Raw genomic sequence first — 18,942 nt, forward strand, 5'->3', positions numbered from 1 at the left:
TATGGCATATAAGCTTCCCGTTTCGGTCCTGGTGGTCATTTATGCAGAAGATACGAAGCGGGTGCTGATGTTGCAGCGGCGCGATGACCCTGATTTCTGGCAGTCGGTAACCGGCAGTCTGGAAGAGGGGGAAACCGCGTCGCAGGCCGCCGCGCGTGAAGTAAAGGAAGAGGTCACCATTGACGTTGCCCGCGAGCAACTGACCCTGAAGGACTGTCAGCGCACGGTGGAGTTTGAAATTTTTAGCCATTTACGTCATCGCTATGCGCCGGGTACCGAGCGCAATACGGAGTCGTGGTTCTGTCTCGCGCTCCCCCATGAACGGGAGATCGTGTTTACCGAACACCTGACCTACCGCTGGGTGAATGCGGCGGACGCCGCCGCACTGACCAAGTCGTGGAGCAACCGGCAGGCGATTGAAGAATTTGTAATTAACGCAGCCTGAGAAGGCGCGATTTTTGGAGAACTTTTTATGGCAGGTCATAGTAAGTGGGCCAACACCAAACACCGCAAAGCGGCACAGGATGCCAAGCGCGGTAAGATCTTTACCAAAATCATTCGCGAGCTGGTGACGGCAGCGCGTCTGGGCGGCGGCGATGCGGGTTCTAACCCGCGTCTGCGTGCAGCGATCGATAAAGCGCTGTCTAATAACATGACGCGCGACACCCTGAACCGTGCTATCGCACGTGGCGTGGGCGGTGATGAAGACGCGAACATGGAAACCATCATTTATGAAGGTTACGGCCCTGGCGGTACTGCGGTGATGGTTGAGTGTTTGTCTGACAACCGTAACCGTACCGTTGCGGAAGTGCGCCACGCGTTCACCAAAACCGGTGGCAACCTGGGCACTGACGGTTCCGTTGCTTACCTGTTCAGCAAAAAAGGCGTCATCTCCTTCGAGAAAGGCGATGAAGATGCAATTATGGAAGCGGCCCTGGAAGCCGGTGCTGAAGACGTTGTGACCTTCGATGATGGTGCTATCGACGTTTACACCGCGTGGGAAGAGATGGGTGCCGTGCGCGACGCGCTGGAAGCGGCTGGCCTGAAAGCGGACAACGCTGAAGTCTCCATGATCCCGTCCACCAAAGCGGACATGGATGCGGAAACGGCACCAAAACTGCTGCGTCTGATCGACATGCTCGAAGACTGCGACGACGTGCAGGAAGTGTACCACAACGGTGAAATCTCTGATGAGGTTGCAGCGACTCTCTAATGAGAGCGTATAAACCCGTTACAGGAGATGCGTGATGTCGATTATTCTCGGGATTGACCCAGGCTCACGCGTCACCGGTTATGGCGTTATCCGTCAGGTGGGACGCCAGTTAACCTACCTGGGCAGCGGCTGTATTCGCACTAAAGTAGAGGATCTGCCGTCGCGCCTCAAGCTCATCTATGCGGGCGTGTCGGAGATCATCACCCAGTTTCAGCCTGACTTTTTCGCCATTGAGCAGGTCTTTATGGCGAAAAACGCCGATTCGGCGCTAAAGCTTGGTCAGGCGCGCGGCGTTGCCATCGTCGCTGCCGTGAACCAGGATTTGCCGGTATTCGAGTACGCGGCACGTCAGGTCAAGCAGACGGTGGTGGGCATTGGTAGCGCGGAGAAAAGTCAGGTGCAGCACATGGTGCGTACCCTGCTGAAGCTTCCCGCGAACCCGCAGGCCGACGCCGCGGATGCGCTGGCTATTGCGATTACCCACTGTCACGTCAGCCAGAACGCGATGCAAATGAGCGACTCGCGGCTCAATCTGGCGCGAGGCAGGTTACGATAATGACAAATCAGGCTGGATAAACATCCAGCCTTTTTTTATTATGTCGGCAGTTAATTTCTCCCAGAACGCAGGAGCGTCACGTGATAGGCAGACTCAGAGGCATCATCATTGAAAAACAACCCCCGTTAGTGCTGCTGGAAGTGGGTGGCGTGGGCTATGAAGTCCATATGCCGATGACCTGCTTCTACGAGCTGCCGGACGCGGGCAAAGAGGCGATTGTCTTTACTCAATTTGTGGTGCGTGAAGATGCCCAGCTGCTGTACGGCTTCAATAACAAGCAGGAACGGACCCTGTTCCGCGAGCTGATTAAAACCAACGGCGTCGGCCCGAAGCTGGCGCTGGCGATTTTATCCGGCATGTCAGCGGCACAGTTTGTGAATGCCGTTGAGCGCGAAGATCCTGCGGCGCTGATTAAGCTTCCGGGCATCGGCAAGAAAACCGCCGAGCGCCTGATTGTTGAGATGAAAGACCGCTTTAAAGGTCTGCATGGCGATCTGTTCACGCCGGCTGCCGATTTAGTGCTGACCTCTCCAGGCGGCCCTGCGACGGATGATGACGCCGAGCAGGAAGCTGTTGCCGCGCTGGTGGCGCTGGGCTATAAACCTCAGGAGGCCAGCCGTATGGTGAGTAAAATTGCCAAACCGGATGCCAGCAGTGAAACCCTGATTCGTGAAGCGCTGCGCGCTGCATTGTGAGGTAAAGGATGATTGAAGCAGACCGCCTGGTATCGGCAGGCACAATTCAGGCAGAGGACGTGGTGGATCGCGCGATCCGCCCTAAGCTGCTTGATGAGTATATCGGCCAGCCGCAGGTTCGTTCCCAGATGGAGATTTTCATCCAGGCGGCAAAACTGCGCGGCGATGCGCTCGATCACCTGCTGATTTTTGGCCCTCCGGGTTTGGGGAAAACCACGCTGGCGAATATCGTCGCCAATGAAATGGGCGTCAACCTGCGCACCACCTCCGGCCCGGTGCTGGAGAAGGCGGGCGATCTCGCTGCGATGCTGACCAACCTCGAACCGCATGACGTGCTGTTTATCGATGAGATCCACCGTCTGTCACCGGTGGTGGAGGAAGTGCTCTATCCGGCGATGGAAGATTACCAGCTGGATATCATGATCGGTGAAGGCCCGGCCGCGCGCTCTATCAAAATCGATTTGCCGCCGTTTACCCTGATTGGCGCTACCACCCGCGCCGGGTCCCTGACCTCTCCGCTGCGCGACCGTTTCGGCATCGTGCAGCGCCTTGAGTTTTACCAGGTGGCGGACCTCCAGCACATCGTTGGCCGCAGCGCCCGCTATATGGGGCTGGAAATGAGCGAAGAGGGCGCGTTTGAAGTGGCGAAGCGTTCCCGCGGTACGCCGCGTATCGCCAACCGGCTGCTGCGCCGCGTGCGTGACTTTGCCGAAGTGAAGCACGATGGCTCGATTTCCGCCGAGATCGCCGCTCAGGCGCTGGATATGCTGAACGTCGATGCCGAAGGTTTTGACTATATGGACCGCAAGCTGCTGCTGGCTGTGCTGGACAAGTTCTTTGGCGGCCCGGTCGGGCTGGATAACCTGGCGGCGGCAATTGGGGAAGAGCGTGAGACGATTGAAGATGTGCTGGAGCCGTATCTGATCCAGCAGGGCTTCCTGCAGCGCACCCCGCGGGGACGTATGGCAACGGTGCGGGCGTGGAATCATTTCGGCATTACGCCACCGGCAATGCCGTAAATCGTGCCGGATGACGGTTTCGGATGGTTTTGTAGCCCCGGTAAGCGAAGGGTATGAACCGGAAACATGGGTAACACTTTAGACCGGATACATGGGTAACAGTTATAACTGGCATAGAAGAGGAGACTCGCTATGCCCTGGACTGAGACCCGACCTATGCAACGCCTTGATTTTATCCGTGCCTGCCATGCAGGTACGGACTCCTTCTCCGCTCTTTGCCGTCTTTTTGGCATCAGCCGTAAAACCGGCTATAAATGGCTTCAGCGTTTTGACCCCTCTGACCTGTCATCTCTCTCTGACCGGTCGCGCGCGCCACACTCCCACTCCCGGACGGTTCCTGATGATATCGCCGGACACCTGACTGCCCTGAGGCAAAAACACCCTGACTGGGGCCCCAAAAAACTGCGGATGTGGCTGCTCAATCATCACGTCGATTTTACCGTCCCTGCTGCCAGCACTATCGGCGATATCCTCAAGCGTGAAGGCCTGGTTCCGGATAAAAAGCGAAAACGCAGAACACCGGGTAATCGCCAGCCTCTGACCATCATCAGTGAGAACAATCAGGTCTGGAGCGCTGATTTTAAAGGCAAGTTCAGGCTGCTGAGCAGAGAGTACTGCCATCCCTTCACCCTGACCGACAATCACAGCCGGTACCTTCTGAGCTGCCGGGGAACGGACCGGGAGAGCGAGCCCTTCGTCAGGCAGTGCCTGACGGATGCGTTCCTGGAGTACGGTCTGCCGGAAGTCCTGAGAACGGATAACGGTCAGCCGTTCGCGGGAACAGGTATCGCCGGGTTAAGTCGCCTTGCCGTCTGGCTGATAAAGCTGGGCATCAGACCGGAACGTATCAGAAAGGGGCATCCGGAAGAAAACGGCCGTCATGAGCGAATGCACCGCTCGCTGAAAAGTGCAGTGAAACAGGGCAACACCTTCATGACGATGGAAGAACAACAGCGGTGGTTCAGTGACTACCGGGAAGAGTTTAACCACGAAAGGCCGCATGAAGCCCTGGCGGGTGCAACGCCTGGAACGGTATGGAAACCCTCAGGCCGTCACTGGGATGGCAGGGTTCCTGAATATGTTTATCCGGAAGGAGGGACGGTCTACAGGGTGAAATCGAGGGGGACACTCTATATGGGGAAAAAGGGGACGGTGTTCCTGAGTGAAGCGCTGACTGATGAGTACATCATGCTGGAAGAACAAGATGATGGCCTTGAGGCCATCATCTTTAACGGAATAACGCTTGCGTACTATGACCGAAAAACCCAGAGTGTGCTCCGGATAGACTAAAAAGTGTTACCTATGTTCCCGGTCTGATCTGTCACCTATGTATCCGGTCATACAGAAGCGCCACCGGGGACATACCCGCTACTGTGCGGTCTTCTTCATCATACTGAAGATAAACAATACCGCCGCACTCAGCACCACGGACGGCCCCGCAGGCGTATCGTAGAACGCCGAGAAGGTTAACCCTCCCGTTACCGCAACCATCCCAATAATCACGGCCACGCCGGCCATCTGCTCCGGCGTACGGGCAAAGCGACGCGCCGTGGCGGCAGGGATGATCAGCAGCGACGTAATAATCAGCGCGCCGACAAACTTCATCGCTACACCAATCGTTAACGCCGTCACCAGCATCAGCAGCAGTTTTACGCGCTGCAGCTTCACGCCGTCGACAAAAGCCAGATCCGGGCTGACGGTCATGGCCAGCAAATTCCGCCACTGCCAGAGCAGAATAGCGAGCACCACCACCACGCCAATGGCGATAGAAATAAGATCTTCCGGCGTCACGGCCAGCAGGTCACCGAACAGGTAGGCCATCAGATCAACGCGAATATTGGACATCAGGCTGACCACCACAAGGCCCAGAGACAGGGCACTGTGCGCCATAATGCCAAGCAGCGTATCAATTGCGAGGTGAGGGCGCTTTTCCAGCCAGACCAGACCGGCAGCCAGCAGCAGCGTAACCACAATCACCGCGTAAAAAGGATTCACATTCAGCAGCAGACCAAAGGCAACGCCCAGCAGAGACGCATGCGCCAGAGTATCGCCAAAATAAGACATTCTGCGCCAGACGACAAACGAGCCGAGCGGGCCCGCGGCGCAGGCAAGCATAATCCCGGCCAGCCAGCCGGGCAGTAACAGTTCAATCATGAGTGTCCATTTCCCCGACGCAGTACGATTCGTCCCTGTAAATCATGGCGATGATTATGATGATGACGGTAAATGCCCAGCTGTTCGGCGCCGCGAGGGCCGAACATGGAGATAAATTCCGGGTGCATTGACACCACTTCAGGCGTACCGGAGCAGCAGATATGATGGTTGAGACACAGCACTTCGTCGGTTTTTGCCATCACCAGATGGAGATCGTGAGACACCATCAGCACTGCGCAATCAAGCTCTCGACGTAGCTGGTCGATCAGATCATAAAGCGCAACCTGACCATTCACATCCACACCCTGAGTCGGCTCATCCAGCACCAGCAGCTGCGGGCTGCTCAGCAGCGCACGGGCGAGTAACACTCGCTGCGTTTCACCGCCGGACAGTTTTTGCAGCGGCGCATCGACGAGATGGCCCGCCTGCACGCGTTTCAGTGCCGGGAGAATATCGGCTTTCCGCGTGCCGGGGCGCAGGCGCAGAAAACGGCTGACCGTCAGCGGCAGCGTGGCGTCGAGGTGGAGTTTTTGCGGCACATAGCCAATTCGCAATTTTTCCTCGCGCTTGATCACGCCTTCATCGGGTGCGACCAGGCCCAGCACCACGCGCACCAGGGTGGATTTGCCTGCGCCATTGGGACCGAGCAGCGTCAGAATTTTGCCGGGCTTCAGATCGAGCGACACGTCAGAGAGGACGCGGCGCTGGCCGAATGAGACCGAAATATTTTCAAGAGAAACCAATGTCGTCATGTCATTTTAAGCTTGAAGAAGTCAACGAATGTTATAATATCACATTCCACGCATTCACTACGATGATTAGTCGCATTATGTTACATAAAAATACGCTTCTTTTCGCAGCATTATCCGCTGCCCTTTGGGGTACAACCGCACAAGATGTTAACGCTGCGGTTGTCGCTTCGCTTAAACCACTCGGATTCATCGCGTCGGCCATTGCCGACGGGGTAACGGAAACTCAGGTTCTGCTCCCTGATGGTGCATCCGAACATGACTATTCCCTGCGTCCGTCAGATGTAAAACGCTTACAAAACGCGGACTTAGTCGTCTGGATTGGCCCGGAAATGGAAGCGTTCATGCAGAAGTCAGCAAAACAGGTTGCTGGCGAAAAGCAGGTTGCGATTGCTGAACTTCCCGGCGTGAAACCGTTGCTCATGAAAGGGGCGGATGACGACGGCGACGAACATGACCATCATGCTGCAGACGGTGAAAAAGGTGATGGAGATCACCATCACGGCGAGTACAACATGCATCTTTGGTTATCCCCAGAGATAGCGCGGCTTTCAGCGGTTGCAATCCATGACAAATTAGTGGAACTTATGCCGCAAAGTCGAGCCAAACTAGACGCCAACCTGAAGGATTTTGAGGCACAATTAGCCGCAACCGATAAGCAGGTAGGTAATGAGCTCGCACCGTTGAAAGGTAAAGGGTATTTCGTTTTTCATGACGCCTACGGCTATTACGAAAAACATTACGGTTTGACCCCGCTGGGTCACTTCACCGTCAACCCTGAAATTCAGCCTGGTGCGCAGCGTTTACATGAAATCAGAACACAGTTGGTTGAGCAAAAAGCGACATGCGTTTTTGCTGAGCCACAGTTCAGGCCAGCGGTCGTAGAAGCCGTGGCCAGGGGAACATCCGTGCGCATGGGAACCCTTGACCCGCTAGGTACGAATATCCAGTTGAGCAAAGCGAGCTATTCGCAGTTCCTCAGCCAACTGGCGAACCAGTATGCGAGCTGCCTGAAAGGAGATTAACGAGGAAGTGAATACGTGCAACAGATAGCCCGCTCTGTCGCCCTGGCATTTAACAATCTGCCTCGACCCCACCGCGTTATGCTGGGGTCGCTTACAGTACTCACCTTAGCGGTCGCCGTCTGGCGGCCCTATGTTTACCACCCGAGTTCTGCCCCTATCATCAAAACCATTGAGCTTGAAAAGAGCGAAATCCGTTCTTTGCTGCCTGAAGCCAGTGAGCCTATCGACCAGGCGGCTCAGGAAGATGAAGCCATCCCGCAGGATGAACTGGACGATAAAACCGAAAACGAAGCGGGTATCCACGAGTATGTTGTGTCTACCGGGGACACGCTGAGCAGCGTGCTGAACCAGTACGGCATCGACATGGGTAATATCAGCCAGCTGGCGGCGGCGGATAAAGATCTTCGTAACCTGAAAATCGGACAACAGCTCTCCTGGACATTAACGGCCGATGGCGATCTCCAGCGTCTGACCTGGGAAATGTCCCGCCGCGAAACCCGCACCTACGATCGCACTGCAAACGGTTTCAAGATGACCAGCGAAATGCAGAAGGGCGACTGGGTTAACAGCGTTCTGAAAGGCACCGTGGGCGCGAGCTTTGTCTCCAGCGCGCGAGATGCAGGCTTGACCAGCGCTGAAATCAGCTCGGTGATCAAAGCCATGCAGTGGCAGATGGATTTCCGCAAGCTGAAGAAGGGCGATGAGTTCTCCGTCCTGATGTCCCGCGAAATGCTGGACGGCAAGCGCGAGCAAAGCCAGCTGCTGGGCGTACGTCTGCGCTCCGAGGGCAAAGATTACTACGCGATTCGTGCCGAAGACGGTAAGTTCTATGACCGCAGCGGTACGGGCCTGGCGAAAGGTTTCCTGCGCTTCCCGACGGCAAAACAGTTCCGCGTCTCCTCTAACTTTAACCCGCGTCGTCTGAACCCGGTAACCGGGCGCGTCGCGCCGCACCGTGGCGTTGACTTTGCCATGCCGCAGGGCACGCCGGTACTGGCGGTAGGGGATGGTGAAGTGGTGGTGGCCAAGCGTAGCGGTGCCGCCGGATATTATGTCGCGGTACGTCATGGTCGCACTTATACGACCCGCTACATGCACCTGCGTAAGCTGCTGGTCAAACCGGGCCAGAAGGTGAAGCGTGGTGACCGTATCGCGATCTCCGGCAATACCGGACGCTCTACCGGCCCGCACCTGCACTATGAAGTGTGGATCAACCAGCAAGCAGTGAACCCGCTGACGGCGAAACTGCCGCGCACCGAAGGCCTGACAGGTAAAGATCGTACTGATTATCTGGCGCAGGTGAAAGAGGTGATGCCGCAGCTGAGCTTAGACTAAGCTCTCTGTTTTTGTTAAAAAAGCCGGCGCACACTGACGCCGGCTTTTTCTTTTGTGCGGGGACGGCTGCCTCGCTACACTATCTGAATAAAATTTTGCGTCATCAGACCCTGGATCCAGCATGGAAACCAAAAAAAACAATATTGAATACATTCCTGAGTTTGAAAAATCCTTCCGCCATCCGCGCAACTGGGGCGCCTGGCTTGGCGTTTACGCCTTTGCGGGGATGGCGATGCTGCCTGCTTCCGTCCGCGATCCTGTTCTGGGTAAAATTGGCCGTCTGGCCGGGCGTTTAGGCAAGAGCGCCCGCCGTCGCGCGCAGATCAACCTCTACTACTGTTTTCCTGAGAAAAGCGACGCCGAGCGCGAGGCAATCATTGATGAGATGTATACCACCGCGCCGCAGGCAATGGCGATGATGGCGGAACTGGCGCTGAAAGGGCCGGATAAAATCGTCGATCGCGTTGACTGGAAAGGGCTGGACATCATCGAGGAGATGCGCCGCAACGACGAGAAAGTCATTTTCCTCGTCCCCCACGGCTGGGGCGTTGATATTCCGGCGATGCTCATGGCGTCTCAGGGGCAGAAAATGGCGGCGATGTTCCATAACCAGGGAAATAAAATCTACGATTTTGTCTGGAACACGGTGCGTCGTCGTTTTGGCGGACGTTTGCATGCGCGTAACGATGGCATTAAGCCCTTCATTCAGTCGGTACGTCAGGGGTACTGGGGCTACTATCTGCCGGATCAGGACCACGGCCCCGAGCACAGCGAGTTTGTCGATTTCTTTGCGACCTATAAAGCGACGCTGCCCGCGATCGGCCGCCTGATGAAAGTCTGTCGTGCCCGCGTGATCCCGCTATTCCCGGTCTATGACGGCAAAACGCATCGACTGAGTATTGAGGTTCGTCCGCCGATGGACGATCTGCTCACCGCGGACGACCACACCATCGCGCGTCGAATGAACGAAGAGGTGGAGATACTGGTGGGGCCGCATGCCGAACAGTACACGTGGATACTGAAGCTGCTTAAAACGCGGAAACCAGGTGAAACAGAGCCCTATAAACGCAAAGAGCTTTATCCGAGGAAATAAAAAAAGCCCTCTCCATCTGGAGAGGGCTTTTTAACACAGACGTTATTACTCGACGGTCATAACGCGCGTGGTGTTGGTTGAGCCGATGGTGCTCATCACGTCGCCTTGGGTCACAATGACGATATCACCGGACACCAGATAGCCTTTGTCGCGCAGCAGGTTTACGGCATCGTGTGCGGCTGCCACGCCGTCATTGGTGCTGTCGAAGTGAACCGGCGTCACGCCGCGGTACAGCGCCGTCAGGTTCAGGGTACGTTCGTGACGGGACATGGCGAAGATCGGCAGACCAGAGCTGATACGAGAGGTCATCAGCGCGGTGCGGCCAGATTCGGTCATGGTGATGATCGCGGTAACGCCTTTCAGATGGTTTGCCGCGTACATCGCAGACATCGCAATCGCTTCTTCCACGTTATCGAACTGCACGTCCAGACGGTGTTTAGAGACGTTGATGCTTGGGATCTTTTCAGCGCCCAGGCAGACGCGCGCCATCGCGGCCACGGTTTCTGCCGGATACTGGCCCGCAGCGGTTTCCGCAGAGAGCATCACCGCATCGGTACCGTCCAGCACGGCGTTAGCCACGTCCATGACTTCTGCACGGGTTGGCATTGGGTTGGTGATCATGGATTCCATCATCTGAGTGGCGGTGATCACCGCGCGGTTCAGCTGACGTGCGCGACGAATCAGCGCTTTCTGAATACCGACCAGCTCAGGATCGCCGATTTCCACGCCCAGGTCACCGCGCGCCACCATTACCACGTCAGACGCGAGGATCACATCGTCCATGGCATCCTGATCGCAAACGGCTTCCGCGCGTTCAACTTTAGCGACGATTTTGGCATCGCAGCCTGCATCACGCGCCAGGCGACGCGCATAGTTCAGGTCTTCGCCGCAGCGCGGGAAGGAGACGGCCAGGTAGTCAACGCCAATCTGCGCGGCAGTTACGATGTCCGCTTTGTCTTTATCGGTAAGCGCTTCTGCAGAGAGGCCGCCACCCAGTTTGTTGATGCCTTTATTGTTGGAGAGCGGGCCGCCGACGGTGACTTCGGTGAACACTTTCATGCCCTGAACTTCCAGCACCTTCAGCTGTACGCGACCGTCGTCGAGCAGGAGGATATCGCCAGGCACCACGTCAGCCGGCAGGCCTTTATAGTCGATACCAACTTTCTCTTTATCGCCTTCGCCTTTGCCCAGGTTGGCATCAAGCAGGAATTTGTCGCCGATGTTGAGGAAAACTTTACCCTCTTTAAAGGTCGATACACGGATTTTTGGACCCTGCAAATCGCCGAGGATAGCCACGTGGCGGCCCAGTTTTGCTGCGATTTCACGCACTTTATCGGCACGTAATTTATGGTCTTCTGGCGTACCGTGAGAGAAGTTCATACGCACCACGTTGGCACCAGCGGCGATAATTTTCTCAAGATTATTATCGCGATCGGTGGCCGGGCCTAAGGTGGTTACGATCTTGGTTCTGCGAAGCCTTCTGGACATGTAATACTCCGTTGACTGAAACAACTTTGGTGTTGCGTGAACATTGAATCGGTCTTCATCTGCTGCAAGGCAGCGGAGAGTGGACCGAATGCCGTAAATCGTTACATCGTAATTATTGGTTACGTCTTCGTTATCAACTATCAGGGAACATCGCTCTTTATAAGCAATTCTTTATCAAAACGCGATTCCTTCAGCGCTTCCTTGACCCGCTTCAAGTTATCCCTGAATTTTGCCCCCCGACGTAAGGTAAAACCGGTCGCCAGCACGTCAATCACGGTGAGCTGCGCCAGTCGGGAAACCATCGGCATATAAATGTCGGTGTCTTCCGGCACGTCGAGAGTAATTGCCAGCGTCGCTTCACGCGCCAGCGGCGTGCCCGCCGTGGTAAGGGCGATCACCATGGCATCGTTTTCACGGGCCAGCTGCGCCAGCTCGACCTGACTCTTGGTGCGGCCGGTATGCGAAATCAGCACCACGACGTCATCTTCACTGCAATTCATACAGCTCATGCGTTGCAGCACAATGTCATCGGAGTAAATAACCGGGACGTTAAAGCGGAAAAATTTGTTCATGGCGTCATGCGCCACGGCCGCCGAGGATCCGAGGCCAAAGAACGCAATCCGCTTGGCCTGGGTGAGTAAATCCACCGCGCGATTCACGGAACTCATGTCCAGAGACTGGCGGACGTGGTCAAGAGAAGCCATAGCCGATTCAAAAATTTTCGCGGTATAGGCATCAACGCTGTCGTCTTCATCCACATTACGATTAACATAAGGGGTGCCGTTAGCCAGACTTTGTGCCAGATGCAGTTTAAAATCAGGAAAGCCGCGCGTTTCCAGGCTGCGGCAAAAGCGATTGACCGTCGGTTCGCTAACACCCGCTTCCTGTGCCAGAGCGGCGATGCTCGAATGAATCGCCTGAGCGGGGGAGGCGAGAATGACCTCGGCCACTTTTCGCTCGGATTTGCTAAGGTGTTCCAGTTGAAACTGGATTTTTTCCAGCATGTTCATGTTAACAGGATGCTCATGGGTGTAAACGATTTCATAAATTGATGAAATCGTGATTCGATTTAGCCGATATTACCCTCGTGGCTTCCATAAAGGGTAATAATCGACAAGATAATGTTGTTGTTTTTTTTCATTACTTGATCGGTGTCGGGTTTTGCCGTGGCCCTGTTGCGCAAAGAAACGACGGTTGTTGCGTCATTGCGCCGTCGTAATCCTCCAAAGGGGGAAAAATCGCGGTATCGCACGCGACGATAAGCGCTAATGGTTTCGGGAATGACGTAAAAGCAGTACAGTGCATTGTAATAAAATTACAACGATACCTGGCAGAAGTACCAGGTGATCCAACTGAGGAGAATGACATGGCGGTAACGCAAACAGCCCAGGCATGTGACCTGGTCATTTTCGGCGCGAAAGGCGATCTTGCACGCCGAAAATTGCTGCCTTCCCTGTATCAACTGGAGAAAGCGGGCCAAATTCATCCGGATACCCGTATCCTGGGTGTAGGGCGCGCCGACTGGGACAAAGACGCTTATACCAAAGTCGTCCGCGAGGCGCTCGAAACTTTCATGAAGGAAAAAATTGATGAAAGTTTGTGGGATACCCTGAGCGGACGTCTCGATTTCTGCAACCTGGACGTCAATGACGTCAGCGCGTTTACCCGCTTAGGCGCGATGCTGGATCAGAAAAACCGTGTCACGATTAACTATTTCGCCATGCCGCCAAGCACCTTCGGCGCTATCTGCAAAGGTCTGGGCGAAGCCAAACTGAACGCCAAACCGGCGCGCGTCGTGATGGAGAAGCCGCTGGGTACGTCGCTGGCAACCTCGCGTGAAATCAACGACCAGGTGGGCGAGTTCTTTGAAGAGTGCCAGGTCTACCGTATCGACCACTATCTCGGTAAAGAGACGGTACTGAACCTGCTGGCGCTGCGTTTCGCTAACTCCCTGTTTGTGAATAACTGGGACAACCGCACTATCGACCACGTGGAAATCACCGTGGCGGAAGAGGTGGGGATTGAAGGTCGCTGGGGTTACTTTGACCAGGCCGGCCAGATGCGCGACATGATCCAGAACCACCTGCTGCAGATTCTGTGCATGATTGCCATGTCTCCACCGTCTGACCTGACGGCTGACAGCATCCGTGACGCAAAAGTGAAAGTGCTGAAGTCACTGCGCCGCATTGACCGCTCCAACGTGCGTGAGAAGACCGTTCGCGGCCAGTACACCGCCGGGTTTGCGCAAGGAAAAAAAGTGCCCGGCTACCTGGAAGAAGAGGGCGCGAACAAGTCCAGCAACACCGAGACGTTCGTGGCGATCCGCGTGGATATCGACGACTGGCGTTGGGCGGGGGTTCCGTTCTACCTGCGCACCGGTAAGCGTCTGCCGGCCAAATGTTCCGAAGTGGTTGTTTATTTCAAAAACCCGGAACTGAACCTGTTCAAAGAGTCCTGGCAGGAACTGCCGCAAAACAAACTGACCATTCGTCTGCAGCCGGACGAGGGCGTGGATATCCAGATCCTGAACAAAGTGCCGGGCCTGGATCATAAACACAACCTGCAGACCACCAAGCTGGATCTGAGCTACTCCGAAACCTTTAACCAGACGCACCTGGCCGATGCTTACGAGCGTCTGCTGCTGGAAACCATGCGCGGTATCCAGGCGCTGTTCGTGCGCCGCGACGAAGTGGAAGAGGCGTGGAAATGGGTCGACTCCATCACCGAAGCCTGGGCTGCCGATCAGGATGCGCCAAAACCGTATCAGGCGGGGACATGGGGACCTGTCGCGTCGGTTGCGATGATCACCCGCGATGGCCGCTCCTGGAACGAGTTTGAGTAAGATAATCCTCTAGCTCGAAAGTGTTATTTTACCGGTAACATGATCTAACACAGCTAGTGGCACAATTTTCAACTTTTAAGCTCCGCGTGGATTCACCCGCGGAGCTTTTTTTATTACACTGCCGGAAGTGATTTTGCCCCTGAGCTCCGGACAGCAAGCGTTTCAGCGTTGTTAACAACTGCCAGCGACTTTGTAAACTCCCGAGCCCGGACAGATAAATTAGAGGAGCATTTATGAATCCGACATTGTTACGCGTAACACAGCGCATTATCGAGCGCTCGAAAGAGACCCGCTCGGCCTACCTCGCCCGGATTGAACAGGCAAAGCGCAACACCGTCCACCGATCTCAGCTGGCCTGCGGAAACCTGGCGCACGGCTTCGCCGCCTGCCAGCCAGATGATAAAGCGTCGCTGAAAAGCATGTTGCGTAACAATATCGCCATCATTACCTCCTATAACGATATGCTTTCCGCGCACCAGCCGTATGAGGTCTATCCCACTATCATCCGTAACGCGCTGCACAGCGTGAATGCCGTGGGCCAGGTGGCGGGCGGCGTCCCTGCCATGTGCGACGGCGTGACGCAGGGGCAGGACGGTATGGAGCTGTCTCTGCTGAGCCGCGAAGTGATTGCCATGTCCGCGGCGGTTGGCCTGTCACACAACATGTTTGATGGCGCGCTGTATCTCGGCGTGTGCGACAAGATTGTCCCGGGCCTGGTGATGGCGGCGCTGTCGTTTGGCCATCTGCCTGCGATCTTCGTGCCGTCAGGCCCGATGGCGAGCGGTCTGCCGAACAAAGAAAAAGTGCGTATTCGCCAGCTGTACGCGGAAGGGAAAGCAGACCGTCAGGCGCTGCTGGAGGCGGAAGCCGCGTCCTATCATGCGCCGGGGACCTGTACGTTCTACGGTACGGCTAACACTAACCAGATGGTGGTGGAATTTATGGGGATGCAGCTTCCGGGCTCGTCCTTTATCCAGCCGGATGCGCCGCTGCGCAAGGCGCTGACCGAGGCCGCAGCCCGTCAGGTTACGCGTCTGACCGGCAACGGCAACGAATGGATGCCGATGGGCAAAATGGTCGACGAAAAAGTCATCGTCAACGGGATAGTCGCGCTGCTGGCAACCGGAGGGTCAACCAACCACACCATGCATCTGGTTGCCATGGCGCGTGCGGCGGGCATTCTGATTAACTGGGATGACTTCTCCGAGATCTCTTCCGTGGTGCCGCTGATGGCACGCCTCTACCCGAACGGTCCGGCGGATATTAACCACTTCCAGGCCGCAGGCGGCGTACCGCTGCTGATGCGCGAGCTGCTGAAAGGCGGACTGCTGCATGAAGACGTGAATACCGTGGCGGGCTTTGGCCTTAAGCGCTACACCCAGGAGCCGTGGCTGAACAACGGCGAGCTGGACTGGCGTGATGGGGCGAGCGCCTCACTTGATGCGCAGGTGATTGCCACCATCGACAAACCGTTCTCACCTCACGGCGGCACCAAAGTGCTGAGCGGCAACCTCGGTCGTGCGGTAATGAAGACCTCTGCCGTACCGGAAGAGAACCAGATTATTGAAGCGCCGGCGGTGGTGTTTGAAAGCCAGCACGATGTGTTACCCGCCTTTGACGCCGGTCTGCTCGATAAAGACTGCGTGGTGGTGGTGCGTCACCAGGGGCCTAAAGCTAACGGGATGCCAGAATTACATAAACTTATGCCACCGCTTGGTGTATTATTGGACCGCCGTTTCAAAATTGCGTTAGTCACCGATGGACGCCTCTCTGGGGCATCCGGTAAAGTGCCTTCAGCCATCCACGTGACGCCGGAAGCCTACGACGGCGGGCTGCTGGCGAAAGTGCGCGACGGTGACATGATCCGCGTGAACGGTCAGACTGGCGAGTTAACCCTGCTGGTCGATGACGCCGAGCTGGCGGCACGTCAACCCCATATTCCTGACCTGAGCGCATCGCGCGTGGGGACCGGACGCGAAATGTTCAGCGCGCTGCGTGAGAAACTCTCCGGTGCGGAGCAGGGCGCAACCTGTATTACGTTTTAAGACGACTTGATTTTAACGATCTGGCGAGAGAAAACTCTGATGAAAAACTGGAAAACAAGTGCAGAAGCAATCCTGACCACTGGCCCTGTCGTGCCGGTTATCGTGGTAAACAAGCTGGAGCACGCTGTACCGATGGCGAAAGCGCTGGTTGCGGGCGGCGTTCGCGTTCTGGAAGTGACCCTGCGCACCGCCTGCGCGATGGACGCTATTCGTGCTATCGCCAAAGAAGTGCCGGACGCCATCATCGGTGCGGGTACCGTTCTCAACGCGCAGCAGCTGGCAGAAGTGACCGAAGCGGGCGCGCAGTTCGCCATCAGCCCGGGCCTGACCGAGCCGCTGCTGAAAGCCGCCACAGAAGGCACCATTCCGCTGATCCCGGGCATCAGCACCGTCTCTGAACTGATGCTGGGCATGGACTACGGTCTGAAAGAGTTCAAATTCTTCCCGGCTGAAGCGAACGGCGGCACCAAAGCGCTGCAGGCGATTGCGGGTCCATTCTCTCAGGTACGCTTCTGCCCGACGGGCGGTATCTCTCCTGCCAACTACCGTGACTACCTGGCGCTGAAAAGCGTGCTGTGCATCGGTGGTTCATGGCTGGTTCCGGCGGATGCGCTGGAAGCGGGCGACTGGGATCGCATCACCAAACTGGCTCGCGAAGCGGTTGAAGGCGCGAAGCAGTAAGCCATTCGTCATATGAAAAACGGGCCTTACGGCCCGTTTTTTTTATCCTGCAACCTTGACGCTCGCAGCGGCCGCTTTCGCTCTCGCCACGGCGTCGTCCACGTTATCTCCGGTGGCTAACGCCACGCCAAGACGGCGGGTTCCGTCGATCTCCGGCTTGCCGAACAAACGTACCTGCAATCCTGCCCCCACCGCCCCGTCGACGTTATCAAACGTGACGTTCTGGCTGGTTAACTGCGGCAGGATCACCGCCGAGGCGGCCGGGCCATACTGACGAACACCGCCGACGGGCAGGCCGAGGAACGCGCGCACGTGCAGGGCGAACTCGGAGAGATCCTGCGAAATCAGCGTGACCATGCCGGTATCATGCGGGCGAGGGGAAACTTCGCTGAAAATCACCTCATCACCGCACACAAACAGCTCCACGCCGAACAGGCCAAAGCCGCCCAGCGCCAGGACGGTTTTACGGGCGATCTCCTGAGCACGCTCCAGCGCCAGGGCGCTCATCTGCTGCGGCTGCCAGGATTCGCGGTAATCGCCATCCTCCTGACGGTGGCCAATCGGGTCGCAGAAATGGACGCCGTCAACGGCGCTGACGGTCAGAAGGGTGATTTCGAAATCAAACTTCACGACGCCTTCGACGATGACGCGACCGGCTCCGGCACGGCCACCCTGCTGGGCATAATCCCACGCGTTATCCAGGGTGCTGCTGTCGCGAATAAAGCTCTGTCCTTTTCCGGAGGAGCTCATCACCGGCTTAACGATGCACGGGTAGCCAATCTCCTCGACGGCCTTCAGGAATGCGGCTTTATCGCCCGCAAAACGGTAGCTCGAGGTGGGCAACCCCAGCTCTTCCGCCGCCAGGCGACGAATGCCTTCGCGGTTCATGGTCAGCTTTGCGGCTTTTGCGCAGGGCACCACGCGCTGGCCTTCCTGCTCGAGAGCGATCAGCGTATCGGTGGCAATGGCTTCAATTTCCGGTACGACGAAATCGGGTTTCTCGCGCGCGATCAGTTCGCGAAGGGCATCGCCATCCAGCATGTTAATCACATAAGAACGATGGGCGACGTGCATGGCGGGTGCGTCGGCGTAACGGTCTACGGCAATGACTTCCACACCTAAACGTTGGCACTCAATGGCGACCTCTTTACCCAGCTCGCCCGATCCCAACAGCATCACTCGCGTCGCCGCAGGCCGCAGCGCAGTTCCTAAACGAATCATAACAATCCCCCTAAAAAAGTTGCGCGCAGTATAAACGAAAACGTTTGCGTATGTCTTGTGCACGGCTAAACGAGGAGGCAGAAATTTGCGCTTCTTTAGCCCGACCAGACATTTCCTGACGCCTGCTCGCTTACGCTGTGGAACATGTTCACCGTTAAGTGAGGGAAACCATGTCTGGCTGGTTAAATCAACTGCAATCCCTGTTAGGGCAGAAAACATCGTCTGGCGAGCGGGACCTTAGCAAACTGCTGGTACCCGGGGCGCTCGGCGGGCTGGCAGGCCTGCTGGTCGCGAATAAATCCTCACGCAAGCTGCTGGCAAAGTATGGAACAGGCGCGCTGCTGGCCGGCGGCGGCGCCATCGCGGGCACCGTGCTGTGGAATAAATACAAGGACAGGGTACGGACCGCGCACAGCGATGAACCGCATTATGGCGAGCACACCTCGCCGTTGGATCTGCGGACCGAACGGCTTATTCTCGCGCTGGTTTTTGCCGCGAAAAGTGACGGGCATATTGACGATAAAGAACGATCGGCGATCGAGCAGCAGCTGCGCGAAGCCGGTGTCGAAGAGAAGGGAAGATCGCTGGTGGCGCAGGCGATTGAACAGCCGCTCGAGCCGCAGCGTCTTGCGCAAAGTGTGAAGAATGAGGAAGAGGCGCTGGAGCTCTATTTCCTTAGCTGTGCCGCCATCGATATCGATCACTTTATGGAGCGGAGCTACCTTAACGCCCTGGGCGATGCGTTAAATATCCCTCAGGACGTGCGCGAGGGCATTGAGCGGGATATCCGGGAACAAAAACAGGCGTTACAGGGATAGCCGTCGCC

The 18,942-nt window shown here is 56.4% G+C and carries 18 protein-coding genes; 13 read left to right on the top strand and 5 right to left on the bottom strand.

Features of this window, described 5'->3' with window-relative positions; all coding sequences use genetic code 11:
• Position 1: 1 nt before the first annotated feature.
• The 6 genes from nudB (at position 2) to V4835_RS09635 (ending at position 4,773) form a co-directional block, all read left to right on the top strand.
• Positions 2-445, top strand: a complete 444-nt coding sequence (nudB, locus tag V4835_RS09610) for a dihydroneopterin triphosphate diphosphatase (protein ID WP_033145850.1) — start codon at positions 2-4, stop codon at positions 443-445.
• 27 nt (positions 446-472) lie between these two features.
• On the top strand, positions 473-1,213 hold the full coding sequence (locus tag V4835_RS09615; protein ID WP_010432574.1) for a YebC/PmpR family DNA-binding transcriptional regulator: 741 nt from the start codon (positions 473-475) through the stop codon (positions 1,211-1,213).
• Between the two features lie 34 nt (positions 1,214-1,247).
• Positions 1,248-1,769, top strand: a complete 522-nt coding sequence (gene ruvC, locus V4835_RS09620) for a crossover junction endodeoxyribonuclease RuvC (protein ID WP_063143704.1) — start codon at positions 1,248-1,250, stop codon at positions 1,767-1,769.
• An 80-nt stretch (positions 1,770-1,849) separates the two neighbouring features.
• Positions 1,850-2,464, top strand: a complete 615-nt coding sequence (ruvA, locus tag V4835_RS09625; protein ID WP_063143705.1) for a Holliday junction branch migration protein RuvA — start codon at positions 1,850-1,852, stop codon at positions 2,462-2,464.
• 8 nt (positions 2,465-2,472) lie between these two features.
• Positions 2,473-3,483, top strand: coding sequence for a Holliday junction branch migration DNA helicase RuvB (gene ruvB / locus V4835_RS09630; protein ID WP_023336108.1), 1,011 nt, complete (start codon positions 2,473-2,475; stop codon positions 3,481-3,483).
• 132 nt (positions 3,484-3,615) lie between these two features.
• The gene (locus V4835_RS09635; RefSeq protein WP_331412034.1) at positions 3,616-4,773 is read left to right on the top strand and encodes a DDE-type integrase/transposase/recombinase; all 1,158 of its coding nucleotides are present in this window, start codon (positions 3,616-3,618) and stop codon (positions 4,771-4,773) included.
• Positions 4,774-4,851: 78 nt separating this feature from the next.
• On the opposite strand, the gene znuB is transcribed toward V4835_RS09635, so the two are convergent.
• Positions 4,852-5,637, bottom strand: a complete 786-nt coding sequence (gene znuB / locus V4835_RS09640; protein WP_331412035.1) for a zinc ABC transporter permease subunit ZnuB — start codon at positions 5,635-5,637, stop codon at positions 4,852-4,854.
• A complete protein-coding gene (gene znuC, locus V4835_RS09645; RefSeq protein WP_023312233.1) occupies positions 5,634-6,389 on the bottom strand; it encodes a zinc ABC transporter ATP-binding protein ZnuC in 756 nt (251 codons plus the stop codon). Before znuC ends, znuB begins: the two co-directional genes overlap by 4 nt.
• Positions 6,390-6,466: 77 nt before the next feature.
• Between znuC and znuA the strand changes: the two genes are divergently transcribed.
• The 3 genes from znuA (at position 6,467) to lpxM (ending at position 9,839) form a co-directional block, all read left to right on the top strand.
• Positions 6,467-7,411: a zinc ABC transporter substrate-binding protein ZnuA gene (znuA, locus tag V4835_RS09650; RefSeq protein ID WP_063143730.1), complete on the top strand. Its 945-nt coding sequence runs from the start codon at positions 6,467-6,469 to the stop codon at positions 7,409-7,411.
• A gap of 15 nt (positions 7,412-7,426) precedes the next feature.
• Positions 7,427-8,746: a murein DD-endopeptidase MepM gene (gene mepM, locus V4835_RS09655; RefSeq protein WP_063143707.1), complete on the top strand. Its 1,320-nt coding sequence runs from the start codon at positions 7,427-7,429 to the stop codon at positions 8,744-8,746.
• A 121-nt stretch (positions 8,747-8,867) separates the two neighbouring features.
• Positions 8,868-9,839 (top strand): lauroyl-Kdo(2)-lipid IV(A) myristoyltransferase, encoded by a 972-nt coding sequence (lpxM, locus tag V4835_RS09660; RefSeq protein WP_023312230.1) that lies wholly within the window; start codon positions 8,868-8,870, stop codon positions 9,837-9,839.
• Positions 9,840-9,884: 45 nt separating this feature from the next.
• On the opposite strand, the gene pyk is transcribed toward lpxM, so the two are convergent.
• Positions 9,885-11,327, bottom strand: a complete 1,443-nt coding sequence (pyk, locus tag V4835_RS09665; RefSeq protein WP_063143708.1) for a pyruvate kinase — start codon at positions 11,325-11,327, stop codon at positions 9,885-9,887.
• Between the two features lie 140 nt (positions 11,328-11,467).
• The gene (locus V4835_RS09670; RefSeq protein WP_023312229.1) at positions 11,468-12,337 is read right to left on the bottom strand and encodes a MurR/RpiR family transcriptional regulator; all 870 of its coding nucleotides are present in this window, start codon (positions 12,335-12,337) and stop codon (positions 11,468-11,470) included.
• Between the two features lie 356 nt (positions 12,338-12,693).
• Between V4835_RS09670 and zwf the strand changes: the two genes are divergently transcribed.
• The 3 genes from zwf to kdgA all read left to right on the top strand — a co-directional run bounded on the left by zwf (position 12,694) and on the right by kdgA (position 16,895).
• The gene (gene zwf, locus V4835_RS09675) at positions 12,694-14,169 is read left to right on the top strand and encodes a glucose-6-phosphate dehydrogenase (RefSeq protein ID WP_023312228.1); all 1,476 of its coding nucleotides are present in this window, start codon (positions 12,694-12,696) and stop codon (positions 14,167-14,169) included.
• A gap of 233 nt (positions 14,170-14,402) precedes the next feature.
• Positions 14,403-16,214, top strand: coding sequence for a phosphogluconate dehydratase (gene edd / locus V4835_RS09680; RefSeq protein WP_331412036.1), 1,812 nt, complete (start codon positions 14,403-14,405; stop codon positions 16,212-16,214).
• 39 nt (positions 16,215-16,253) lie between these two features.
• Positions 16,254-16,895, top strand: a complete 642-nt coding sequence (gene kdgA / locus V4835_RS09685; protein WP_014884307.1) for a bifunctional 4-hydroxy-2-oxoglutarate aldolase/2-dehydro-3-deoxy-phosphogluconate aldolase — start codon at positions 16,254-16,256, stop codon at positions 16,893-16,895.
• Between the two features lie 42 nt (positions 16,896-16,937).
• Here the strand turns inward: kdgA and purT are convergent, their stop codons facing one another.
• Entirely contained in the window at positions 16,938-18,116 is a 1,179-nt protein-coding gene (gene purT, locus V4835_RS09690; protein ID WP_331412037.1) for a formate-dependent phosphoribosylglycinamide formyltransferase, read from the bottom strand.
• Positions 18,117-18,286: 170 nt separating this feature from the next.
• Between purT and V4835_RS09695 the strand changes: the two genes are divergently transcribed.
• Positions 18,287-18,934: a tellurite resistance TerB family protein gene (locus V4835_RS09695; RefSeq protein WP_331412038.1), complete on the top strand. Its 648-nt coding sequence runs from the start codon at positions 18,287-18,289 to the stop codon at positions 18,932-18,934.
• Positions 18,935-18,942: the final 8 nt, after the last annotated feature.

The organism is Enterobacter cloacae complex sp. CARB60 (genome assembly GCF_036487345.1).
Lineage (GTDB): Bacteria > Pseudomonadota > Gammaproteobacteria > Enterobacterales > Enterobacteriaceae > Enterobacter > Enterobacter asburiae_D.